The 18,579-nt window shown below is 48.7% G+C and carries 16 protein-coding genes; 8 read left to right on the forward strand and 8 right to left on the reverse strand.

All coding sequences use genetic code 11. From position 1 onward, the window contains the following. Positions 1 to 32 precede the first annotated feature (32 nt). The 4 genes from LZD49_RS01235 (at position 33) to LZD49_RS01250 (ending at position 3,873) form a co-directional block, all read left to right on the forward strand. The gene (locus LZD49_RS01235; protein ID WP_234665488.1) at positions 33 to 1,754 is read left to right on the forward strand and encodes a PQQ-dependent sugar dehydrogenase; all 1,722 of its coding nucleotides are present in this window, start codon (positions 33 to 35) and stop codon (positions 1,752 to 1,754) included. Between the two features lie 106 nt (positions 1,755 to 1,860). Next, positions 1,861 to 2,223, forward strand: a complete 363-nt coding sequence (locus LZD49_RS01240) for a hypothetical protein (RefSeq protein WP_234665489.1) — start codon at positions 1,861 to 1,863, stop codon at positions 2,221 to 2,223. Between the two features lie 43 nt (positions 2,224 to 2,266). Next, a complete protein-coding gene (locus LZD49_RS01245; RefSeq protein WP_234665490.1) occupies positions 2,267 to 2,971 on the forward strand; it encodes a hypothetical protein in 705 nt (234 codons plus the stop codon). Between the two features lie 11 nt (positions 2,972 to 2,982). Then, positions 2,983 to 3,873 carry a hypothetical protein gene (locus tag LZD49_RS01250; RefSeq protein WP_234665491.1) on the forward strand — a complete coding sequence of 297 codons (891 nt, stop codon included), beginning with the start codon at positions 2,983 to 2,985 and terminating at the stop codon, positions 3,871 to 3,873. Between the two features lie 3 nt (positions 3,874 to 3,876). On the opposite strand, the gene LZD49_RS01255 is transcribed toward LZD49_RS01250, so the two are convergent. Both LZD49_RS01255 and LZD49_RS01260 read right to left on the reverse strand, forming a co-directional pair. Then, the gene (locus LZD49_RS01255) at positions 3,877 to 4,602 is read right to left on the reverse strand and encodes an esterase family protein (RefSeq protein WP_234665492.1); all 726 of its coding nucleotides are present in this window, start codon (positions 4,600 to 4,602) and stop codon (positions 3,877 to 3,879) included. A 14-nt stretch (positions 4,603 to 4,616) separates the two neighbouring features. After that, positions 4,617 to 5,234 (reverse strand): GDSL-type esterase/lipase family protein, encoded by a 618-nt coding sequence (locus tag LZD49_RS01260; RefSeq protein ID WP_234665493.1) that lies wholly within the window; start codon positions 5,232 to 5,234, stop codon positions 4,617 to 4,619. Positions 5,235 to 5,465: 231 nt separating this feature from the next. Here LZD49_RS01260 and LZD49_RS01265 point away from each other — a divergent pair, with 231 nt between their 5' ends. After that, on the forward strand, positions 5,466 to 5,891 hold the full coding sequence (locus LZD49_RS01265) for a hypothetical protein (RefSeq protein ID WP_234665494.1): 426 nt from the start codon (positions 5,466 to 5,468) through the stop codon (positions 5,889 to 5,891). Between the two features lie 136 nt (positions 5,892 to 6,027). Then, the gene (locus tag LZD49_RS01270) at positions 6,028 to 6,960 is read left to right on the forward strand and encodes an aldo/keto reductase (RefSeq protein WP_234665495.1); all 933 of its coding nucleotides are present in this window, start codon (positions 6,028 to 6,030) and stop codon (positions 6,958 to 6,960) included. Here the strand turns inward: LZD49_RS01270 and LZD49_RS01275 are convergent, their stop codons facing one another. Beyond that, positions 6,961 to 9,105, reverse strand: a complete 2,145-nt coding sequence (locus tag LZD49_RS01275; protein WP_234665496.1) for a PQQ-binding-like beta-propeller repeat protein — start codon at positions 9,103 to 9,105, stop codon at positions 6,961 to 6,963. A 30-nt stretch (positions 9,106 to 9,135) separates the two neighbouring features. Beyond that, positions 9,136 to 11,091, reverse strand: coding sequence for a sialate O-acetylesterase (locus LZD49_RS01280; protein ID WP_234665497.1), 1,956 nt, complete (start codon positions 11,089 to 11,091; stop codon positions 9,136 to 9,138). A gap of 126 nt (positions 11,092 to 11,217) precedes the next feature. On the opposite strand from LZD49_RS01280, the gene LZD49_RS01285 reads away from it, so the two are divergent. Then, positions 11,218 to 12,132 (forward strand): glycosyltransferase, encoded by a 915-nt coding sequence (locus LZD49_RS01285; protein ID WP_234665498.1) that lies wholly within the window; start codon positions 11,218 to 11,220, stop codon positions 12,130 to 12,132. Here the strand turns inward: LZD49_RS01285 and LZD49_RS01290 are convergent. Genes LZD49_RS01290 through LZD49_RS01300 form a run of 3 tightly spaced genes read right to left on the reverse strand, consistent with a single transcriptional unit; the run spans position 12,062 to position 15,864 of the window. Then, complete coding sequence (locus LZD49_RS01290; RefSeq protein WP_234665499.1) at positions 12,062 to 13,108, reverse strand: glycosyltransferase family 2 protein; 1,047 nt, start codon at positions 13,106 to 13,108, stop codon at positions 12,062 to 12,064. The genes LZD49_RS01285 and LZD49_RS01290 overlap by 71 nt on opposite strands. After that, positions 13,105 to 14,040 (reverse strand): glycosyltransferase family 2 protein, encoded by a 936-nt coding sequence (locus LZD49_RS01295; RefSeq protein WP_234665500.1) that lies wholly within the window; start codon positions 14,038 to 14,040, stop codon positions 13,105 to 13,107. The genes LZD49_RS01290 and LZD49_RS01295 overlap by 4 nt, the downstream gene beginning before the upstream one ends. Further along, positions 14,041 to 15,864: an ABC transporter ATP-binding protein gene (locus tag LZD49_RS01300; protein WP_234665501.1), complete on the reverse strand. Its 1,824-nt coding sequence runs from the start codon at positions 15,862 to 15,864 to the stop codon at positions 14,041 to 14,043. It lies immediately after the preceding gene. 262 nt (positions 15,865 to 16,126) lie between these two features. Between LZD49_RS01300 and LZD49_RS01305 the strand changes: the two genes are divergently transcribed. Continuing rightward, positions 16,127 to 17,311, forward strand: coding sequence for a putative sensor domain DACNV-containing protein (locus LZD49_RS01305; RefSeq protein ID WP_234665502.1), 1,185 nt, complete (start codon positions 16,127 to 16,129; stop codon positions 17,309 to 17,311). On the opposite strand, the gene dinB is transcribed toward LZD49_RS01305, so the two are convergent. Beyond that, positions 17,306 to 18,424: a DNA polymerase IV gene (gene dinB / locus LZD49_RS01310; protein ID WP_234666666.1), complete on the reverse strand. Its 1,119-nt coding sequence runs from the start codon at positions 18,422 to 18,424 to the stop codon at positions 17,306 to 17,308. The genes LZD49_RS01305 and dinB overlap by 6 nt on opposite strands. Positions 18,425 to 18,579: the final 155 nt, after the last annotated feature.

The following is an 18,579-nucleotide window of genomic DNA, read 5'->3' on the forward strand; positions in this document are numbered from 1 at the left end:
GTCTCTTTTGATAATTCCTAACCCAACATTGAATGATCCTTATTCTACGTTCTTTATGCTGCATTGTGGCGGCATCATTTCTCTTATTTAACTGCGTCGGAAGAAAACAATTCACACCGACCGGAGGCCAGATGGCATTAGCCGATCCCCAAGGCAAAGAGCTGTTTACCACTCATTGTGTTTCCTGCCATGCGATGGAGCAGGAGGAAATCGGGCCGCGGCTCGGCGGAGTAACCAGCCTGCTTTCAGAAAAAGAACTGATCGCATTTATCAAAAATCCCAATCACGCAATAGAATCAGGTAATGTGCGGGCAGTAAGTCTCTCAAGGCGATACAAGATGATCATGCCGCCGTTTGACTTTTTGAAAGAGGAGGAAATGCGCTCGATCCTCGGTTACATTGCCTCCGAAACCAAACTACACAATATTGAACCGCTGGAGGTGAAGCCCGATACCGAGGCCTCCAATGCGCGGCTAGGCCAGCCAGTCATAAAAACCGACCTGAAAATCGAGTTAGAAGACTTTGTGACGATCCCGCCTTCCAGTGACAAAATGCCCCGGACCCGCATCGCGAACATGCGCCCGGGCCCGTCGCACGATGGCACGCTTTACGTGAGCGACCAGCGCGGACTTATTTATCAGGTTAGCGGCAAGGAGGTAACGACTTTCCTCGATCTGAGAAGCCAGGTGGAGAATTTTGTGAACGAGCCTGGCCTTGGTACCGGTCTAGGCAGTTTCGCGTTCCACCCGGAATACCTTCAAAATGGATTGATTTACATTACCCATACCGAGTCGGTTAAGGGAAAGCCTGCCGACTATTTCTACAATGATTCCATCAAAGTCGCATTGCAATGGGTAGTTTCTGAATGGAAGATAGACAATGTGAAAAGTGCCGTTTTCAAAGGAAGGAAAAGGGAATTGCTACGGATTAATGTGCCTAACGTCGTGCATGGAACGCAGGATATCGGTTTTAATCCGGAGGCCGTAAAAGGCGACAAAGATTACGGGCTGCTGTACATCGGTACCGGCGATGGCGGTTCCACGATCAGCAAACATCCCGAGCTTTGCCATAGCCTGCATTCATTGCTTGGCACTATCATCCGCATTGACCCGCTTGGGAATAACAGCAAAAATGGAAGCTACGGCATTCCGGCCGACAACCCATTTTTCAAAGAAACCGGCCATGTTTACAAAGAGATATATGCGTACGGTTTCCGTAATCCACATCGCCTGGCATGGCATAACGGAAAACTGTTCAGCGCCGAAGTAGGGGAATCAAATTTTGAGGAAGTGAATGTGATCGTAAAAGGCGGTGATTACGGCTGGAATGTACGCGAGGGAAATTTTGCGATTTCGTCCAAAGATCTTAAAAATGTATATCCGGTCCCCGAAATGGCGGACGGAAAATTTGAAAAGCCATTCCTGCAATATGACCACGTAGATGGCAATGCGATCAGCGGTGGCTACGTGTACGAGGGCGCGATCGAGGCTTTGAAGGACAAATACCTATTCGGGGACATTGTCAATGGTCGTATTTTTTATGCAAATATCGATGCAAAAATGAGTGACCAGTCAATTTATGAGTTAATGATCTCGCGCGGGGGTAAAGCTACCAACCTGATCGAAATGTCAGGATCAAAACGGGTCGATATCCGGATCGAATATGACCGCTATACAAAACAGATGTACATCATGACCAAAAGCGACGGCAAGATCCGCCGCATCACCAAGGCTTATACGGTAAATCAACCGTAAAGTCGCTAAATAGTTTTCGATAGCCGCTAAATAATTGAATTGTCCTGATTTTCAATGGGTGCCGTTTCTTTGCGACCCAATCAAAACGAAAATCAGGACAATCATTATGGCCAATGTCAAAACCATTCTCGACCAGTGGTCGGTAAAAGACCTGGAAGACAACTCCAACATCAACGTACTCGTAGAAAGCTGCACCGAACTGGGTAATAATGCGAAGCCCGGCATACAAATCATGTGTATGGGACATTTCATTACCTACGAACCCAACATTGTAGAGCAATGGGCTTATAAGGCTGGTAAACAGGGCGTTTCGGAATATCTGCTCGAGGACAAATCATGGACCTACCACGAAGATCAGTACGTAAAGTATTTTCTGGTACTCGATAGCCCGCTTAAAGCGCGCATTACAGTGAAAACGCGCAGCTCTAAGCCGAACACCAAAGATTACGAACTGCCTTTCGAAGTATAACCGGGTGCCGGAAACCAGAAACACTCATACACACCTATATCCCATGATTAAGCTTACCTACTTCGCCCTGCTGGGCATTTTTTCTATCATTCTTCTGATAGCGGCGGTCTACTATCTCGTGAAACCCGCGCCGACCGGTGATAGCTCGGTCGGGTGGGCGATCGGGATATTTTATCTGGCCGGTCTCCTCGGCATAATACTGCTCGCCTCTTTGTTCTGGAAAAACAAAACCATTGGTATCATCATTCTCTGTATTCCTGTGGGGTTCATTCTCTTTCCGATACTCAAAAGTAAGGCGAGAGATCTCTATGCCTGGCTACCTATGCAACGCAGCGCGGAACTTACATTACACATTGCCAACAATACACGGGCATTGGTAAATGTCAAACTGGAATGCTGGTTCGGTAATAAGGATGGGGAGCAGATGACACTATATAAAACACTGGAATTTACATCTAAGCCGCTTGCGGTTAATCAGCACTTGCTTTCCGACTACGATGCGCAGCTCCTTTCTGCCAAATCCGCTTTTGTCCGTCTTGTTTTCTATGAGTGCCTGCAAGAATCCGGAAATGGCTATTCCTACGTCCGCGAAATTCAGCCCTGTATGCAGTCTCAAGAAATACCAATTGAAGATTTCCTGGTAAAAGATTACCTCATTGCCATTGACGGCGAGAAAAATTCAGAAGCTTTTAAATCCGAGGTAAATCGGTTGAAACAGAGTGAAATGTATAAGAGTGGGGTATTTTAAAATCATTTATTATGCAGTTGACATTATCTCAAATTCTACCATCGCAATTAGGCAATCATTTAAGATTTATTTATGAACTCGAGAGTCAAAGTGCTTTCCTGCTCGGTGATAGTAACAAAGTAGTACTATTGAGAGCTGACGGTTCACTGGAACTTATCGCCAATCTGGACGGGGAGGATTATCAGTGGGAGGGTATTGGCGCCGATTTCCGCAGCGAAATAATGCAGAAAAGAGTTGATGGTTTCAAACAGCTTAGCAGAGACGAGCAAGTCCGGTTCACACAATCTGAAATTTACAGGTCGACACGGGATATACCAGTCGCTAACTATGCACATGACGGTGCCTTACTTTTCTTTTCCGGTAAAAGCATTGCGTTACTAAAATGGGAGGAAGAGCGGCTCGTCGAGTTGAAAAGAATCAAAACAAAAGGTCGAGACCCTATCAGAAGAGCATTGTCTCCGCAACAAAACCTGCTTCTTTACGGCACTAATTATGGCGAATTATATAGCCAGACATTTGACCGGGACCGTTTCCTTAAATCGAGTAAAATTGATCAACTACCGAATACCTGCTACCAGATCACTTTCTCGGCTGACGGCGGGCGGTTATTCGTAGGCGGTCTTGGCTTTATTAAATTTTATGATTTTGATGGTAAAACATTCAGCCCTGTTGTGTCCTTCACCACGGCCATGAGGTCATTCGAACTTGTTGAGGATTACCTCTTTGTCAACAAGGGCATGCACGGGCTGGATGTGATCCGAATGAGCGATAAGCCAGAAAGGGTAACTTCGCTTGACCTGCCGTTTACGATTGATAAAATGTATTATCTAGCGCCGCAAAAAACCTTCCTGTTGATCTCCGGCTCCACAAATGAGTGGGCTCTGTTAAAATGGACAGAATAATATTTATAAATAAATCTTCACCATTTCCCGCCAGTATCGTGGCCGGTGCGCCTCTTCTTCCCAGATAAAAAACTGATGCGGCACACTGATCTGATGGAGCGAATCGCTTAAATGGCGGTTGTTATCCAGAAATGTGTCTTCACGGCCGATGACGAGCGTGATTTCCAGATCACGGAGCTTTTTTAGAAGTTCAGGGTCCGAAATGCCGGGTACGAAATGGTTCGGCATGTTGAAGTAGATGTCCTCGTCGAAATACCCATCGAAAAGATCCGCGAAAAAGGGGAGAGGTTGTGTAAGATCGTAGCGGGCGCTCATCCCCACCACTTTGGTGAATAGCTGCGGATGCTTGAATGCAATATTCACCGCATGATACCCACCCAGGCTGCACCCCGCCGCTACCAGCTCCCGCTTTTTATTTTTACCACGGATAAACGGGATAACTTCTTCAAGAATGTACTTTTCATACTGAATATGGCGGGCAATGCGGCACGGCGGCGGCGCATCCGAGTAAAAACTCTCGCTATCGATACTATCGACGCAGTACACCTGAATTTCACCTGCTTCGATCTTACCCTTCATCGCATCGATGATCCGCCAGTTCTCAAAATCATAGAAATGGGCCGATCGGGTAGGGAAGAAAATCACCGGTGTGCCCGTGTGACCGAACACGAGCATTTCCATAAACTTGCCCAAACTCGGACTAAACCACTTGTGATACGTCCTTTCCATGACCAACAGGATTGTTAAGAGGTTTTTTGAACCGTTTCAAGAACATCGTGTATGCTATCATTGATCAATTTCTTCCAGATGGCATACCCGCCCGCACTCAAATGCAGGCCATCTTCCTCAAAAAGAGATTTTCTGGGGTAGCCCTGGTAGTTAACCATCATTGGAAAAACATCGATATAATGTTGCTGTGCGTCTTTTTCAATCTCCTCCAGAATCAGATCATTCGCCATTCTGATGGACCCGATGATTTCCCACCGCTGTATGCTTGGCTTGATAGAGACGAAAAAGCAGGGAACATCACCAAAACGTGCCCGGATCAGGCTTATCAGCTGGCGATAGAACAGCAATACTTCTGTGGGATGCCGGCCGTCGCCGAGGTCGTTGTCTCCCGCGTAGATCACAAATCGCCGGGGGGAGGTCACGGAAGTCATGATACGTTCAAAAAACCAGACGCAGGCCGCAAGCGTAGAACCGCCAAAACCGAGGTTGATAGGTTTAAGATCTTCGAAATCCTGGTACAGACCGGTCCACAATGTAAAGGTCGAACTTCCGTAAAAGATAGTTTCGGGTTCATAGTTTAATGTAGATCGTTCTTTTTCGACTCTCTGTACTTCCTCTTCGTACCAGACCATATTTCCTGATTTGCTGTACCCTGCTGATTAAGGTGTTCGACTGTAAAAGTAAGTATGCCAAATTAACATACCGTTAAATTACGGTCATTGGAATAAGAATAATTGTGATTTTCAGGGACTTTCTGGCTGGCATTACAGAAATACACCAATAAGTCTAATTTTTTATAGACTGGTTACAACCAATGTCTGCCATTCAGTTTCTCTGCATTATTATTCAAATATACAATTAGCATGAAAAAGACGATTTTACTCGCATTTCTCTGTATCGCAGCAATTGCCTGCGACAAAAAGGAAGACAGCACACCACAGCCGGAACTCAATTCGATCAGCGTCCCCTATCGCCAGGCCACCAAGGTTTCAGCTTCGGGAACCGATCTGAAGGTTGAACTGAAAGAAGTGAACGACAGCCGGTGCCCAGCTAACGCAACCTGCATTTCTATGGGAAGTGCGAAACTGGTACTTGCCGTTTCTGACACTTCAAATCAGGTGGATGTGAATCTGGAATTCAAGGGTGATTCGAAAGACAATGCACAGGAGTTTAAGCTCGGCGGTGTTACGTATTTGCTATCAGTCAGTGAAGTGCTTCCTTATCCAGAACTTCCAAAATCACCCAAGCTGGAAGATTACAAAATCGGAGTATCCATCGAAAAAAAGTAATAGATTCAGATTTGGTGTGAAGTGCAGCAAAAGGAGTCAGGGTTTATCCTGGCTCCTTTTCTCATTTTTGCCTCTTCCCATTCCTTCAACTCATTTTTGTTGTATCTTAATCGCCTTAAAACCCATTAATCAGGCAATGAAGCATATTTTTTCAAGACGGGAGGCATTAGCCGGTATGGCTGCTGCAGGTGCCGCTTTGGCATTGGATCCGTTAACTTCCTCGGCACAGGGCGACCTCAAAATGATATTGGAACGAAAAATCCCGTCAACAGGCGAGCGACTGCCGGTGATAGGCCTGGGTTCCTGGCAGCAGTTCGATATTGGAACAGGGGCTGCGGAACGGACGCCATTAAAAGAAGTTTTGCAAAAAATGCAGGAAATGGGCAGCAAAGTAATCGACGCCTCGCCTATGTATGGGCGCGCTGAGCAGGTAATTGGCGATCTGACCACCGAATTAAAACTCAACGACCGCTTCTTCTTCGCAACGAAAGTCTGGACTACCGGCAAACAGGAGGGGATTAATCAAATGAATGCTTCATTGCAGAAAATGAAGCGGAAAAAGATCGACCTGATGCAGGTTCATAACTTGCAGGATTGGGAAACGCACCTGAAAACGCTGAAAGACTGGAAAGCCGAAGGGAAGATCCGCCATATTGGTATAACCCATTACACCGACGCCTCCCATTCAAGATTGGAACAGATCGTGAAGTCGGAAAATATCGATTTTGTACAATTTAACTATTCCGTCCGTTCGCGGAATGCTGAAAAAAGTCTGCTGAAAGCTGCGAAGGACAAAGGAGTTGCCGTCATCATCAACGAACCCTTCGAGCAAGGCGCGTTGTTCAGGGCGGTGAAGGGCAAGGAATTGCCGGCCTGGGCGGGAGATTACGATATCAAAAGCTGGGCGCAGCTTTTTCTGAAATACATCATCAGCAACGACGCCGTCACCTGTGTGATACCAGGCACTTCGGATGTGAAGCACCTGGTCGATAACCTGGGGGCCGGAGAAGGGCGGTTGCCCGACGAGGCCGGCCGGAAAAAAATCCGCGAGTGGATCTCGGGTGTTTAGTTATTCCAACGCAAATGCAACATACTGGTTGCCCTTTTTCGTACCCAGCTTGGTTCCGCCGCAGGCGATCACCACGTATTGTTTCCCATTGGCTTCATAAGTAGCGGGCGTAGCGAACCCGGCAGCCGGCAATTGCGTTTCCCACAGCAATTTGCCGGTTTTTTTGTCAAACACTCTGAACTTCCCGTCTTTGGTAGCAGCGATAAAAAGCAATCCGCTTGCAGTGACCACCGGTCCGCCGTAATTTTCAGTGCCGGTAGTAGGTACACCTTTGGCTTTCAGCGATTCGACTTCGCCAAATGGTATTTTCCATAAAAACTGGCCTGTGTTCAGGTTAATGGCATTAAGCGTTCCCCACGGTGGTGAAATGGCGGGTAAGCCGTTAGCATCGAGGAATTTATTGTAACCGGTGCTTTGGTAAGGCAAATATACTTTCTTGGAAACGGGCGTTTCCGAAACCGCCTCCACTTTTTCATCACCAAACAGGAATGCAACCAACGCCTGCTTTTCAACGGCGGTCAACATCGTGAAACCAGGCATCATACCCTTGCCGGTTGTCAGCAACTGGTTTACAAATGGCCTATCGCGGCGCGCTCCAATGTCGATCAATGACGGGTAACCGCTTTTGGCGTTCCCTTTCCGCTGCGGGCCGTGGCAGGTAACGCAGTAAGCGGTGTAAACTTTTTCGCCCGGGCTGAGGCTCGAAAGCTCGCTTTCCTTCGGCGTATCCTTCATCGTCAGTATCCAGGCCATTTCGTTGCTGTTCACATACATAATGCCCTCGTCCGGGTCGGCAGCCGCACCGCCCCATTCTGCGCCGCCGTCGAAGCCGGGCAGGATCACAGTGCCTTCCTTGCTGGGGGCAGCGAAAAGTGCCTTTTTATAAGTTTTAAATTTGATTTTTAAGGAGTCCCTGTCCGGCGCGTGGACGCTGATGTCATTGTCGGTCAGGGGGTAGGCTTGCCGCGCAAATGGGGCCGGTTTGCTAGGAACCGGTTGCGTAGGCCAGGGATGTTCGCCCGGAAGCGCGGTCTGCGGTGCGGTCACTTCTTTAATCGGGAACAGCGGTTTGCCGGTAACGCGATCAAAAACAAATACATAACCCTGTTTGCTGACCTGGGCCACGGCATCCACCTTCCTCGGTTTGCCGTCAGGGCCATTCTGGGTAATAGTAATCAGGTTGGGAGGGGCGGGAAGGTCGCGGTCCCACATATCGTGGTGCATGGTCTGGTAATGCCAGAGACGCTTGCCGGTTCGGGCATCAAGTGCAAGCAGGCAGTTTGAAAATAGATTGGCACCCTTGCGTTTGCCACCATAAAAGTCATATCCTGCCGATCCGGTAGGGACGTACAAAATGCCACGTTTGCGATCGATGGCGGTACCGGCCCAATTGTTCGCAGCACCGGTATAGGTGTTTTTGTAGGCATCGGAAGGGAAAGTTTCGTAGCCGAATTCGCCCGGATATGGAATGGTATGAAACGTCCATACCAGCTTGCCGGTGCGCACATTGAATGCCCGCAAATCGCCAGGAGCAGCATCCGAATCCTCGGAGAGCCGCAGCGGCATGATTATCAAATCCTCGAAGATCGTTCCCGGTGTATTGGAAACCATGTATTTGTTTTTGGCGATCTCCGGCAGACCGGTATGCAAATCAATGCGCCCATTGTCTCCAAAGCTCTCAATGATTTTGCCTGTGCGTGCATCGAGCGCATACAGATATGCGCCCATGGCGTGCAGGATGCGCTTGTCGTCGCCATCCTCCCAGTAAGTAAGCCCGCGACTGGTATTCGATCCGTTTTTGGATTTATCACCGAATATCCAAAGCTGCTTGCCGGTAGCCGCATCGAGGGCAAATGCCTGCACGGTAGCCGTTACCCCATACAGCACGCCATTCACTACAATGGGATTCACCTGCGTTTGTCCCGAGTCGGGCATGGACCAGGTCCAGGCTACTTTTAGGTTTTTTACATTCTCCTTGTTGATTTGGGTCAAAGGAGAATAATGGTTTCGGTCGGGGCCGCCGAGGTACTCGCGCCATTCGCTGCCCGGGCCCGGGTTATTTTTATCTTTTTTGTCGGAAACACTCTGTGCACCTGCCAGTAGCATTGCAGCGCTGCCGATACACCATATGATGGGTTTTAGCATAAAAATCTAAACTCAAATGACGGAAGGAATTTATTCAAAACGGGCGTTGACGGTCATGCCCGGCCAGGAGTCGGTCCTGAATGCACTGGCGGGAAAACCGTCGGTACTGTACAGATTGGCATCTTCCGGCGCATCCGACCAGGCGTAACGCACAGCTACCGGTTTGCTCACTTTAGGGCTGGACACGATCACCTTATTACCCTGGATTTCTGCTTTGGCATAATGGAAAACTTTATCGTCACCTGCTACTTCGAAGCCTTTCAGGTAACCGTACCGGTCTTTGATCATCAATCCGTTTTCCGCGTTTTTAAAGGAAATCACAGCCTTGCTGCCATCGACCTGCATCTGATCGTAAAGCGGGGAGGCATAAGGGATATTCTGTCCATAATCTAATTTCAACGCATTGGTAGCCAGGCGGTGGGCCACATCCTGCTTGTTGGTGGGGTGGATGTCGTTGGGGTTGCCCACGTCGGTGCTCACAGCCATACCGGTTTTGGGTAGGCTCAATGTAAGGTTCTGCGCCTCGCGAAGCTCCGCCCAGTTGCTGCCTTTATTACTGTCGCGATCGGTGCCGTAGCTGGATAGTTGTACCCAGTAAAATGAAAACTCGTCGTTCCAAAGCTTGCGCCAGTCATTGATCATGAGCGGGAACGATTGACGGTACTGGTAAGCCCGGCCTGCATTGCTCTCGCCCTGGTACCAAAGCATGCCGCGAACGGCGAACGGGAGCAACGGAACGATCATCGCATTGTAAATCGTTGTGCCTACATTGTTCATCAAATGAGCATACTCGTGCTTTTCGGCAAATGCGGGCATAAGGAACCAGTCTTTCGATAGGTCGATCTTCCGGGTACCGTCGGCAATGTAGAGGTCACTGGCTGAACCCATCATTCCGGGACCAAACCAGGATGCGCCCACCATATTGCCCGTCTTGACGATCAGCACGTTCTTACCTTCTTTCCAAGTGTTGGCTGGCACATCGATTTTTCGCGGACCTTTGCTGGTGCCTTCATGAACCAGTTTGCCATTAATATAAACTTCAATCTGCCCATCGTTTTCGGCGAGCGATAGCATAGTCTGTTTGGAGACCAAATCTGCCGGGAAATTCACTTCTCTGGCCATATATCCTTTGCCACGGAAGCCCATCAGCCCTTTCCAATCCCACTGCCCGATCGGATCGGCGGTTTTTTGCCAGGCTGTAAAATCTACGTCAGGTGAAAGGTATTTCTTCTCATCCTCCCAGGTAGGATCGTAAGATGCTTTTTTGAAAAGTTGCTTTTTTAATTTTTTATCCATCACCAAATCTGCCTCTTCCCAGGTTTTAGGCATGTTTTGAGCATAGGAACGTAATTCATCGTTGCCAAGCATGGCTTCCTTACTGATCCAGCCTTCAATCTGAGATCCTCCCCAAGACGAATGCAGGATGCCGATAGGTACGTTCAATTTTTTATAAATTTCGCGGGCAAAGAAAAAACCAATTGCGGTAAATCCGCCAACCGTTTCGGCATTTGCTACTTTCCATTCGCCAGCTTTCAAATCCTGCTGAGGCTGCAATTCCACAACGTGGTCGACGCGGAAATGCCGGATCTGCGGATAATCCGCATTTTTTCGCTCTTCTTCGTAGTTTTTGGCGGCCGAAACGGGCCATTCCATATTCGATTGGCCTGAGCAAAGCCATACTTCGCCGATCAGGACGTCATTGGCCGTGGCATTGCCCGATTTGGCCGTAGCCGTCAGGATATGAGGGCCGCCTGCTTCCAGCGGTTTAAAACTAACTTTCCATTTGCCCTCTGCATCTGCTTTTACATCCAACGACTGCCCGGCAAGGGTAACCTTCACTTTTTCACCCGGCTTAGCCCAGCCCCACACAGGAACCGGTTTCTGACGTTGCAGCACGACATGGTCGGAAAAAAGACGGGCAAATTTGACTTGCGCGAATGCGGACGTTGCGCAGGTGAGGAGCAGCAGGATAAGTACTCGTTTCATGGAAAGGCAAATTGTTTTTGGTTACCTATAAATGCCGGAAGTGGCCATATTCTACTGGAATAATAGGTAAACGCATCCGGATTAGTGATTTTGGCGTTATTTTTAGCCCCAATTCAAGTATATGCCATGATCTCCATTATTATTTGCTCGGCTAACCAGGCTGAGCTGTCCAAAGTTTCTGAAAATATCCGCAATACAGTTGGTATACCCCACGAAATTATTGCCATTGATAATCGCATAGCGCGCCGGGGAATTTGTGAGGTTTACAATGAAGGTGCAAAGAGGGCCCGGTTCGATCTGGTGTGCTTCATGCACGAGGATGTTGAAATCAGAACAGGGAATTGGGGCAGTGTCGTTGCGGAAATTTTTGAGCGCGATCCGGAAATGGGTATTGTAGGCGTGGCAGGGGGCGGATACAAGTCGCTCTCGCCCTCTGGCTGGTACCAGCTGGAATTCCATTCGGAAGAAAGATCTTACCAGAATGTGCTCCAGGGCTACAAGTTTAACGAGAAGGATGAAATCCATGCCTATCATAACCCGCGTAACGAACGTCTTAGCCGGGTGGTGTGTGTGGATGGCCTCTGGTTTTGTACCCGGAGGGAGATAGCAGTCCGTTTTCCGTTCGATAGTAAAGTGCTGACAGCTTTCCACGGCTACGATCTCGATTTCTGTCTGAGCGTATTCCCGCACTACAAAATCGTGGTAACTTACGATGTGCTGATGACGCATGCTTCCGAAGGAAATTTCAATAAGCAATGGCTCGACCAAATCCTGAAACTGCACAAAAAGTGGAGTTACGCATTGCCGCTGACAACGTCGGAGATGACAGAAAGTGAAATTTACTTTACTGAAAAGAGGTCATTCAAAAAGCTCGTCGAGCAAATGATGCGCTGGAATTACAGCTACTGGCAAATCCAGACGATGCTCTGGCATAGCGCCAAAACGAAGCAAATGTCGACGCATGTGGTTTTCAAGGGTTTTCTGCATCTTTTAAAACTACATCTACATATTCTTCCTTTTCCGGACGAGCAAAGAGCCTAGCCCACAGCAGTTTGGCACGTAAACCCCAGATCTGCCTATACACGAAGCTCATTTTCTTAGACTTTTTATAGACAGGGATGTAGTACAACGTTTCGTAATTATCCCGGATCAGGCTGGCATACTCAAATGAAAAGAAGGTATCAAGCCTGTGTTCAAAAAGGCTCCTGAGTTGGTCAAGGAACGGCTGGTCTCGGTTTTTCTTGAACGAAGCGCATTGCTGAACCCATTTAAGGTCTTTTCTTAGCTTCTTGATATCCCGGTTTTCGTGATAGTTTTTCCGGATCTTCTTCCGTTTGTTGAGAATGTCGGTGGAAGTGCTGGTATGCTGCCGGTACCGAACAAGTGTTTCGGGAATGACCTCAATGGATCCAAGATTGGTCGCCACGTAAGCAATCCAGTGGTCGTGGAAGTGATCCGGATTGAATGGCAGGAATTCGTCACGCAGGTCGCGCTTGAACAGGATGCTATGCCCGGAAACGCAATTGAAATACAAGAAAATTTTCGGATCACTGCCGCTATACAGGTGAATGATGTCCGACATTTTCCGTTTCCAGGTCATCTGCCTACCTTGCTCATCCATGAAAGCCGAGTCGTGGTAAATGAGCAGATTGTCTCCAATGCCCCTCACTTGTTTTGAGATTTTTTCCAGGTCCCAAATGTCGTCCTGGTCGCATAGCGCTATAAACTGGCCTTCGCAAAGTGTGATCGCTTTTTCGAAGTTCTTCACATAGCCCAGGTTTACTTCGTTTTCGTAAATCCTGAAAAACGGATATTTCTCCTCGTAGCTACGCAGGATTTCGCGTGAGCGGTCCTTGCTGCCGTCGTCCACAACCACGATCTCAATGTTCGGATAAGTCTGGTTAACGAGCGTGTCAAGCTGCTCTTTGAGGTATTTTTCGCCGTTGTAAACACACAATGCAATCGAAACGAGGGGATCTTGCGTATTCTGATTTGCAGAGTCAGGTTGCTTATTCACTGTCCTATCAATTTAACTTTCGCGCCCCAGATTTTTCTGAGCGTATAAAAAAACTTGCTGGTATCCGATTTTTTCAGGATGCTGAGCAACGTGCCCCGGTTTTTCCAGATCAGCATGCCGTAAGCCATATTCAAAAAGCCGTCGTTGCGCGGGAGACTTTGCCTGTATAATGCGGTGATGAGGTTATTTGACCTGCCAGTGCATTGCCTTGCGCACAGTAAGAGCCATTCACTTTCCTTTCCCATCTCCGCTACTTTTTGAGCCGCTTTTTTCTCAACCTGTTTTGATGCCAGCAGATCGGTATTATTGGCCGAATGCTGGCGGTATTTCACCAGGGGTTCCGGAACGAAATCGATAGAGCCCAGGCACGCGGCATTGAATGCAAGCCAATGGTCGTAATGGAAACCGTGTGGGAAAGGCAGTGATTTTTGCAGCACACTCTTTTTCAAAAGAATGCTATGGCCAGATACACAGTTCAAAAACAAAAATACTTCCGGCTCATTACCGCGGTACAAGTTCAGTTTGTCGGAAATCCTCCGGTTCATGCTTTGGCCAGTGCTGTCTACGAATTCCGAATCGTGGTAAATCATTGTATGGCTGCCGATCAATGCTACCTGCTTTGCCAGTTTTTCAGGATGCCAGATATCGTCCTGATCACAAATAGCGATTAGCTCGCTTTGGCAAAGACCCAATGCTTTTTCAAAATTCTTATTATAGCCAAGGTTTCGGTGGTTATAATGCAGCGCAATGCGGGAGTCCTTTCCTGCATATTCCTGCAAAATATCCCTTGTTGAGTCCGTTGAGCAATCGTCTACCACTATTAACTCCCAGTGTGTATAACGCTGGTGGAGGATCGAATCCAGTTGCTCCCGGAGGAATGTACTGCCGTTATAAGTGCATAGGGCAATGGATATCAGCAGCCGGTTTTCCATTTAAACATCGGTAAATTGCTGCATGTCGATCAGCCGCTTGTACAGCCCGTCGTGCGCGATCAGTTTCGCATGGTTGCCTTGTTCGATGACCCTCCCGTCTTCCAACACCAGTATGATGTCCGCATTCTGGATGGTGCTCAACCGGTGGGCGATTACGAGCGACGTACGGTTTTTCATCAGGTTGTTCAATGCTTCCTGCACCAGTTTTTCCGACTCGGTATCGAGGGCGGAGGTCGCTTCATCGAGTAGCATGATCGGTGGGTTTTTCAAAACGGCGCGTGCAATGCAAATGCGCTGTTTTTGGCCTCCTGAAAGCTTCATCCCCCGGTCGCCGATGTTGCTGAAATAGCCTTCCTCGGTTTCCATGATAAACTCATGCGCATTGGCGATTCTCGCCGCAGCTTCGACTTGTTCCATAGTCGCGCCTGGACTTCCGAATGCGATATTCTGGTAAATGGAGTCGTTGAAAAGCATCGATTCCTGGTTTACGAGCCCGAACATCGACCAGAGAGATTCCTGTTTGATCTTTTTTACATTGATGCCATCGATCAGTACCTGGCCTGCTTCAGCGTCGATGAACCTGGGCAAGAGATCCATCATGGTCGATTTACCACCGCCTGATGGCCCGACCAATGCGACCGTCTTTCCTTTTGGAATAGTAATATTAATAGATTTGAGTACCGGCCGTGTCGGGTAGGAGAACGACACATTTTCCAATCGGATCGAATCGTTGAAATCTGTCATATCGATCGCATCCGGTGCATCGAGGATCTCAGGTTTTTCGTCGATCAGTTCCAGCACGCGCTCGCCGGAGGCAATACCCGCGTGAATGGAGCTAAACGAATCGGTAAGCGCTTTCGCGGGGCGCATTACCTGCGAAAATATACCGATGTAGGCGACAAACTTGGAAACATCGAGATCCGAATTGTTGTCGATGATCAGCGAGCCTCCGTACAAGACGATGATCGCGACCATAGTAACGCCAAGGAATTCGGAAACGGGCGAGCTCAACTGCTGCCGTTTCGCCATTTTCCGTCCCAAATCGGAATACCGGATATTTTCTGAATGAAACTTGGCTTTAATATTTTCGGTGGCATTAAAAGCCTTGATGATCTTAATGCCCGTCAGCGCCTCGTCGAGATAGCTGATCATCAGCCCGAAATAATGCTGGGCGAGCGCTGCCTGCTCTTTGAGCCTTTTTACGATCTTGGAAATCAGGAATGCCGAAACAGGGATTACCAGAATCGCGAAAAGCGTCAGCTTCACGGAGGTTGCAAAAAGCATGAACACATATGCGATCAATTGCAAGGGTTCCTTGAAAACTACCTGCAAAGTACTGGTTACGGAAAACTGTACGGCCTGTACGTCCGAGGCGATCTTTGCAATAATATCCCCCTTCCGCTGGTTGCTGAAATAGCCGACATGCATATTCATCACGTTGTCGAACACCCTTTTCCGAAGGTTCAGCAGCGTGTGGATCCGGAGGTTTTCCATGATCCGCTGCGAAAAGTATTTGAAAATATTGGAAAGCAATACCGACGACACGATCACTGCGCAAACAACCTGCAATGCCCCATGCGGCCCGAAGTGCAGGTTGGCCTGCTGGGCGTAGTAATTGAGCATTCCCGTAGGGTCCAGCCAGCCGTTTTCAGGTCTTGGCATCACATCGCCAGCCTGGTTATTGAACAACGTGATCAGGAGCGGCGCCAGAAGGGCCAGGTTCAACGTGTTGAAAATAACTCCCAGAACGGTGCAAAGAAGGTAAGGGATGGCAAATCGGGCAATCGGTTGTGCAAAAGATAATAATCTGAGGTACGTTTTCATTCTTTAATTATTGGCATACTCACCATATGCCGGAAGATAAAAAGCCGGAAGCCGGATTTTTGGATTAACGCGCAAATTAATGCTTATCTGGCGAAACAACTGCCGGGACCTTTAATTAATTCCCGCGCCTCCCCTGATGATACGATGCCCAGACAAACCGATTGGTTGGAAATTGAATGAGAGAAACAGGAAAAAAACAGACTGCGGGCACAAAACCCAACTTTTTGAAAGAAGTAGTTGTTCACAAAGAAACCGCCCAGAAATGATCCCGAATCCCGATATATTTTCTCTTGATACTGGCGAAGTGTCGCCTGCCATTACTTATAAGGCTGCCCGTTCGGTAGCCTCCCTGGTTGCCAGCCACTTCGAACGGCATCACGTTTCAGTTTCCCAATATTATCAGGAGGAACTTGCACCACGTCCCAATGCCCGGATCATCGAAGCCATTATCGACACGACGTTCTGGGCCAGCCTACGCCGGGAAGAAGGGCGCTCACCCAAGGTTTCAATCGCCTATCTGCCGCCGGAAGCTGCCGAGCATCCTTTGATATTTTCTGAAAAACTGGCATTGACCGCTAACACCCTTACAAAACTGGCACCCGCAGTCGAACGATCGGGCATTCACCTGGGCGTGTGGCCCGAGGACGGAGAGCTGCGGATATGGGGTACCACGCGGGTAATCCCCGGGCTTTGTTTTGTGTTGGAAGTGATCGAACCGGGAATGCTGGTGGTGAAACATCGCCGGGTGGAAGGTTTCGGCAAATTCGTGAATGTGGCTGTGTTGAAAGGGGATCAGGTAAAGATCATTAATGAAGAAAGCCGTAAAATGAAGGATTGCCCGTCGCTGATCAACTCTCTGATGGGTTTTTCTTCCACTACACTATGGAGCGATTATCCCAACCTGCTTGTCCAGTTGGCAGCCTCGATGCGGAATCATGAACGCGGTGGGATATTGTTGGTGGTGCCAAAGGGGAAAGAGCGCTGGCGGGAATCGATTATCCATCCGATCACATACGATGTGCAACCGCCTTTCTCCGAATTGGCCGACCTACACCGAAAATATGTGGAAGACCCCAACCCGATCACCTGGCAAAATCAGTTCAGCTCGGCAGTACATAATATGGCCGGGCTAACAGCCGTAGACGGTGCTACGATCATCAACGACCGCTACGAGCTGCTCGCTTTCGGCGCGAAGATCGGCCGCGCAGCCACCGGGAAGCCGGTAGAAGAGGTCCTGATCACCGAACCTATCATCGGCAACACGGCCATGGTGGTGCATCCGGTGCAAAACGGCGGCACGAGGCACTTATCGGCAGCACAATTTGTATACGATCAACGCGATTCCATTGCACTCGTAGCTTCTCAGGATGGGCGCTTTACCATATTCTCGTGGTCGAAATGTGAAAATATGGTGCAGGCGCACCGTGTGGATGCGTTGTTGCTATGATCCGAATGGAAATAGTTCGAGCTGCTCGGGGTCTTTGTATTTCCGCAGTCTGACTTCGGGTTCGTGAAAGTTGGAAAGCGAAATACCAAGGAGTCGAACAGGTTTTTCCTGCAAATCAAGCTTGTCCAGTAATTGCTTCGCTGTGTCCGTAATGGTATCGAGGTCGCCGATGGGGTGAGAAAATGAGTGGTTGCGGGTGATCTGGGTGAAGTCGCTGAATTTAACTTTCAGGGTAACGGTCCTGCCTTTTAGCTGGTTCTTTTCGAGCCGGTTAGCAACGGTTACACCAATCCGGTCCAGTTCCTTGTACATTTCGTCGGGCGTAGTGAGGTCGTAGGTAAATGTGTCTTCTGCTCCCAGGGATTTGGTTTCCCGGTGCGTTTGTACTTCTCGGTCATCGATGCCCCGCACAATCCTGTAAAAGAAATGGCCTGTTTTTCCAAAATGGACTACGAGCTCATCCTCCGACAGTTTTTTCAGATCTCCGCCGGTAAAAAGCTGCATAGCCTTCATTTTGTCGGCGGTAACCTTGCCCACGCCGTGAAATTTCTCCACGGGCAATTGGTCCATAAAGGCTTGTATTTTGGATGGACCGATGAACGTCAGGCCGTCCGGTTTGTTGAGGTCGGAGGCGATTTTGGCCACAAACTTGTTCACCGACACGCCGGCTGAGGCCGTCAGGTTCAATTCATCTTTAATGGATTTCTTGATTTGCCTTGCAATTTCCATCGCGGACCCTACACCCATTTTGTCTTCGCTGACGTCCAGGTACGCTTCGTCGAGCGAAAGCGGTTCAATAAGGTCGGTGTAGCGGGAAAAAATCTCGCGGATGCTTCTTGAAACAGCTTTGTAAACCTCAAACCGTGGATGGACGAAGATGATCTGCGGACAAAGCTGGATTGCCTGCCGCGAAGGCATCGCCGACCTTACCCCAAACTTACGGGCTTCATAACTGGCCGTTGCCACCACGCCCCGGCCTGTCGGAGAGCCACCCACGGCCAGTGGTTTACCGCGATACTCAGGGAAATCACGCTGCTCAACCGACGCGTAGAAGGCATCCATGTCAACATGGATAATCTTCCGGACGGGTTTGATATTTTGCGTTTCCTGCATGAAAATGGCGGTATTGAGACTTGTAGCTACTCCTGCCAATTAAAAACAAATTAAATGGTATTGCATTCGCATCACCAGGCACTTTTTTTTCGTAGTAGGTGAATAGATCCGCATACGGTTCATAACCAGCGGTCAAATCCTATTTACTCAGTTCC

Origin of the sequence: Dyadobacter sp. CY261 (genome assembly GCF_021440085.1) — a bacterium.
Taxonomy (GTDB): Bacteria; Bacteroidota; Bacteroidia; order Cytophagales; family Spirosomataceae; genus Dyadobacter.